The sequence below is a fragment of the Microbacterium umsixpiens genome (assembly GCF_053543675.1).
The window spans coordinates 1-5,335 of sequence record NZ_JBLVOH010000105.1; the positions used below are offsets into that span (position 1 = coordinate 1).

Consider the following 5,335-nt stretch of genomic DNA (forward strand, 5'->3'; position numbering starts at 1 on the left):
CATGCCGCCGGCGCTCAGCAGCTCGTGGGCGAGCGCGACGGTGACAGCGACCGGGTCGATCGCGATCTGGTCGTCGAGGGCCACGGCGGCGGCCACCGGGAACGGCGTCGACGGCACGGTGGTGGCGGCCAGCATCCGTGTCGGCAGCCCGGCCTCGCGGGCGGCGTCGTGCTGGTCGCGCACGTCTCCTGCGCCGTCGGGCCCCTGCGCGTAGGAGTGGTCGGTGTGGCGGGTGAACGGCACGTCCGCGCTCTCGGCGAAGGCGGTCAGCCACTCCATCCCCGACCTGTTGGCGTCGACGTACGCGCGCACGAGCGACGCCGGGTGGTGGCGGCGGATCGTCGCGAGCCGTGACCCCTGCAGGAGTGACAGCTTGCCGGTGTTCGCGCCGGTCGCGAGCTCGGCGATGCCACCCGCGTCGATCACGGCCACATCGAGCCCGGCCCGGGTGAGCATGACGGCCGTCGTGAGGCCGGTGATGCCGGCGCCGACGACCACGACGTCGTGTCGCGCACCCTCCTCGAAGGGCGATCCGGTCGGCAGCGACTTCTCGAGCTTCCACAGAGGGGTCATGCGCACAGTCAACGGCGTGCGGTGCCCGGCATCCACGCCCTTGACATCGCCGCGGCGCACTGTCACGCGCGACTACAGTGGCGACGTGACCCTCCGCCGCATCCTCCTCGTCGCCGCCGGCGGCACGGTGGGCACGGCGGCACGGCTCGGCCTGGGGCTCGCTCTCCCGGACGCCGGCGGTGTACCCGTCGCGGTGCTCGTCGCGAACGTGGTCGGTGCCCTGCTGATCGGTGTGCTGGCCGCGCGGATTCCCGCATCCACGGATCTGCGACTGCTGCTCGGCACCGGGGTGCTGGGCGGCTTCACGACGTACAGCGCGTTCATGACGGGGAGCGTGCAGCTGTGGGCGGATGCTCCCGTGCTCGCGTTCGCCTATGCCGCGGGGAGTCTCGTGCTCGGACTCGGCGCGGCAGCTCTCGGGCTGCGCATCGCCCGCCCGCGCGCCGGAGCGGCATCGTGAGCCCGCTGCTGTTCGTCGGCGCTGCGCTCGCCGGGGGAGTCGGCGCGGTGCTGCGATACCTCGTCGACCTCGGCGTCGCACGGCTGGCCGGTCGGCGGTTCCCGTGGGGGATCCTGCTGGTGAACCTCTCCGGATCCTTCGCGCTGGGCATCGTCACGACCGCACTGCCGGATGCCGCGTTCCTCCTCGGTGCCGGCCTGCTCGGCGGCTATACGACCTTCAGCACCGCGATGCTCGACACGGTCGCCCTGTGGCGCGACGGCGAGCGCCCGGCATCCGTCTTCAATGCCGTCGGGATGCTCCTGCTCGGCCTGCTCGCGGCGGGTCTCGGGCTGGCCGTCGGCGCGCTGGTCTGACCGCTCCCAGCGTCCTCACAATCCGGAAATGTACAAACGTACATGTACGGATGTCCAGGGGGTTCGGATGGGTGATGGGTCGCGTCGTCGACGTGACCCTGAAGCGCGCCGTCGCGAGATCGTGACCGCGGCCGCCGAGCTCATCGTCGAAGTGGGCGCCGAGGCCGTCACCCACCGCAAGGTCGCCGCCCGCGCGGGCGTTCCCCTCGGCGCGACCACCCAGTACTTCGACACCCTCGACGACCTCCGCTCCGCCGCCTTCCGCGCCCTCGCCGAGGAGGTGGATGCGCGCCTCGACGGCGTCCGGCAGACCATCGCCGACCGCGGGGACAGCCCCGCCGTGATCGCCGCGCTCGTGTTCGAGAGCCTCGACGACCACCACGCCGTCCAGGCCGACCGGGCCGTGGTGACCGCCGCCGTGCACGACCCCCGGCTGCGCGAGCTCGCACGTCATCTCTCCGACCGGCTCGTGGAACTTCTCGAGCCGACCTATGGCGAAGACCGCGCCCGAGCGGCGATGATCTTCATCGACGGCGTCATGTGGAGCATGCAGATCCGCGACGCCCACCTCGAACAGTCCTTCATCGAGACCGCACTGGCGCGGATCCTCGGAGATTCCGTCTCCACTCCCTCCGCAGCGACAGCCACACCCTGACACCGAGGAAACCGCCTTGTCGAAACTCGCCATCCTGAGCCTCAAGAACCGCGCGCTCATCGCCCTGATCACCATCGTCGCGGCGGTGTTCGGCGGGCTCGCGCTCACCAACCTCAAGCAGGAGCTGATCCCTTCGCTCGAGCTGCCGGCGCTCGTCGTCATGACGACGTACCCGGGTGCCTCGCCGGAGGTGGTCGAGAACGACGTGTCGACGCCGATCGAGTCGGCGATCCAGGGCGTGCCGGGGTTGGAGTCGACCACGGCCACCAGCACCACGAACGCCTCGATCGTGCAGGCGATGTTCGCCTACGGCACCAACCTCGCCACCGCCGAGCAGAAGATCCAGCAGGCGATCAACCGCGTCTCCTCGCAGTTGCCGGAAGACGTGGCCCCGCAGGTGCTGTCGGTCTCCATCGACGACTTCCCGGTGATCCAGGTGGCCGTCACCGGATTCGAGGATGCCGACAACGCGCAGGCCGAGCTCGAATCCGTCGCGATCCCCGAGCTGGAAGACGTCGATGGCGTGAACGCCGCCGAGATCGTCGGCGGTGTCGGGCAGCGCATCAGCATCACGCCCGACGCCGCGAAGCTCGCCGCCGAAGGCCAGAGCACGCAGGCGATCAGCAATGCGCTGCAGCAGAACGGCACGCTCTTCCCCGGCGGTGACATCACCGAGAACGGTCAGACGCTCACGGTGCAGACCGGAGCGAAGATCACCTCGGTCGAAGAGATCGCGGCACTCCCGCTCGTCGGCACCACCTCGACCATCGGCGATGTGGCCACGGTCGCGCAGGAGTCCGACCCGGTCACCTCGATCTCGCGCGTCGACGGCAAGGACGCGCTCTCGATCTCGATCACCAAGCTCCCCGCCGCCAACACCGTGGAGGTGTCGAACGGCGTCATCGCCGCGCTCGACACGATCAGCGACGCCTTCCCCGACGCCGAGTTCACGATCATCTTCGACCAGGCGCCGTTCATCGTGCAGTCGATCGAGACGCTCGCGACCGAGGGCCTGCTCGGACTCGTGTTCGCGGTGATCGTGATCCTCGTGTTCCTGATGTCGATCCGCTCCACGCTCGTCACCGCCATCTCGATCCCGACCAGCGTGCTCATCACCTTCATCGGGCTGCAGGCGTTCGGCTACTCGCTGAACGTGCTGACCCTCGGCGCGCTCACGATCGCGATCGGCCGCGTGGTCGACGACTCCATCGTGGTGATCGAGAACATCAAGCGTCACTACGTCGGCGATGCCGACAAGGGTGATGCGATCCGCCTCGCCGTGCGCGAGGTCGCCATGGCGATCACGGCATCCACGATCACGACGGTCGCGGTGTTCCTGCCGATCGTCTTCGTCGGCGACATGGTCGGCGAGCTGTTCCGACCGTTCGCCATGACCGTGACCATCGCGATGGTCGCCTCGCTCCTGGTGGCCCTCACCATCGTCCCGGTGCTCGCGTACTGGTTCCTGAAGCCGGGCAAGGAGCTCGTCGACGAGCACGGCAACGTCATCGACCCCGAGCACCCGGATGCTCCGCCGACGCAGCTGCAGCGCGTCTACCGGCCGATCCTCGGCTGGACCCTCAAGCACTCCGGTGTCACGGTGATCCTCGCCGTCGTCGTGCTCGGCGCCACGCTCGCCGCCGCACCGCTCATGAAGATCAACTTCTTGAGCGACTCCGGCCAGAACACCATGACCGTCACGCAGGACCTCGGCCCGACCGCGAGCCTGCAGGCGAAGTCAGATGCCGCGGTCGAGGTCGAGGACGCACTCCTCGGCATCGACGGCATCGAGCACGTGCAGGCCTCGATCGGCACCAGCGGCTCGGCCCTCAGCGACGCCTTCTCGGGCGGAGCGGGTGTCACCTACTCGGTGCTCACCGACGGCGACGCCGACCAGGAGAAGCTGCGCGCCGACGTGCAGGACGCGATCGACGGACTCGGCGACGACGTGGGCGAGGTGTCGGTCGCGGCATCCGCCGGCTTCGGCTCGAGCGACATCGAGATCACGGTCACGGCATCCAACGCCGACGACCTGCAGACCGCGACCACCTCGGTCGTCGAGGAGCTCGACGGACGCGACGGCGTCGGCCAGGTGACCGACAACCTCGCCGCCTCGCTGCCGTACATCGCCGTGGTCGTCGACCGGGAGGCAGCCGCCCAGCGCGGTCTCTCCGAGGTCGCGGTCGGCTCGATCGTCTCGAACACCATGCGTCCGCAGCAGGCCGGATCGGTCGAGATCGACGACACCGCGCTGACCATCTACATCGTCACGCCGGAGCCACCGACCACTGTCCAGGCGCTCAAGGAGCTCGCGATCCCGACCCCGCTCGGCGTCGTGCAGCTGCAGGACATCGCGACGGTCGAGCAGCGCAACGGCCCCACCTCGATCACGACCGAGCAGGGGCGCCGGACATCGACGGTCACCGTGCCGCCGGCATCCGACAACCTCGCCACCGCCACGCAGTCGGTGACCGAGGCGCTCGCCGCAGCCGACCTGCCCGACGGTGCCTCGGCCGAGGTCGGCGGTGTCGCCTCGCAGCAGGCCGACTCGTTCTCGCAGCTCGGACTCGCGATGCTCGCGGCGATCCTGATCGTCTACGTGGTGATGGTCGCGGTGTTCAAGTCGCTGCGCCAGCCGCTGCTGCTGCTCGTCTCGGTGCCGTTCGCGGCGACCGGCGCGATCCTGCTGCAGATCGTCACGGGCGTGCCGCTGGGCGTCGCCTCGCTGATCGGTGTGCTGATGCTCATCGGCATCGTGGTGACGAACGCGATCGTGCTCGTCGACCTCGTGAACCAGTACAGGGAGAAGGGTCTGTCGACCATCGAGGCGGTGAAGGCCGGTGGCGAGAAGCGTCTGCGTCCGATCCTCATGACGGCACTCGCCACAATCCTCGCGCTGACGCCGATGGCTCTCGGCATCACCGGCCACGGCGGGTTCATCTCGCAGCCGCTCGCGATCGTCGTGATCGGCGGCCTACTCTCCTCGACCGTGCTGACGCTGATCGTGCTGCCCACCCTCTACAACCTCGTCGAGGGTGCCAGAGAGCGGCGGGCCGCGCGCAAGGCCGGAGGATCGGATGCCGGGGGAGCGCCGAAGCCGGATGCTCCCGTCGACCCCGACACGTCGGGTGCCGCTGTGGCTCCGGCCGGATCGGTGCTGATCGACGCGTCCGGCCTGCCGCACGCGCCCCAGCTCACGCGGCGCGAGCTGCGCGACCGCGGGGAGTAGTTCCCGTCCGGCGGGCGTGCGGTCTCCCGCCGGCTGTTCACAACTCCGCAGAAAGGCCCCGG

Annotated in this window: 5 protein-coding genes; 4 read left to right on the forward strand and 1 reads right to left on the reverse strand. The window is 69.6% G+C overall.

The features are described 5' to 3' along the window. On the reverse strand, window positions 1-573 hold a 573-nt coding region (locus ACNPM4_RS10740), incomplete at its 3' end, for an NAD(P)/FAD-dependent oxidoreductase (protein WP_448985674.1). 85 nt (window positions 574-658) lie between these two features. Between ACNPM4_RS10740 and ACNPM4_RS10745 the strand changes: the two genes are divergently transcribed. From ACNPM4_RS10745 to ACNPM4_RS10760, 4 genes are all read left to right on the forward strand, one after another. Then, window positions 659-1,033 carry a fluoride efflux transporter FluC gene (locus tag ACNPM4_RS10745; RefSeq protein WP_258134154.1) on the forward strand — a complete coding sequence of 125 codons (375 nt, stop codon included), beginning with the start codon at window positions 659-661 and terminating at the stop codon, window positions 1,031-1,033. Continuing rightward, complete coding sequence (locus ACNPM4_RS10750; protein WP_448985675.1) at window positions 1,030-1,389, forward strand: fluoride efflux transporter FluC; 360 nt, start codon at window positions 1,030-1,032, stop codon at window positions 1,387-1,389. The genes ACNPM4_RS10745 and ACNPM4_RS10750 overlap by 4 nt, the downstream gene beginning before the upstream one ends. Before the next feature lie 67 nt (window positions 1,390-1,456). After that, entirely contained in the window at window positions 1,457-2,044 is a 588-nt protein-coding gene (locus tag ACNPM4_RS10755; RefSeq protein ID WP_448985677.1) for a TetR/AcrR family transcriptional regulator, read from the forward strand. A 16-nt stretch (window positions 2,045-2,060) separates the two neighbouring features. Next, window positions 2,061-5,273 (forward strand): efflux RND transporter permease subunit, encoded by a 3,213-nt coding sequence (locus ACNPM4_RS10760; protein ID WP_448985678.1) that lies wholly within the window; start codon window positions 2,061-2,063, stop codon window positions 5,271-5,273. Window positions 5,274-5,335: the final 62 nt, after the last annotated feature.

Bases quoted from the DNA above. Each gene is read 5' to 3' on its own strand.
- ACNPM4_RS10755 (WP_448985677.1), top strand. From the start codon at position 1,457: ATGGGTGATGGGTCGCGTCGTCGACGTGACCCTGAAGCGCGCCGTCGC.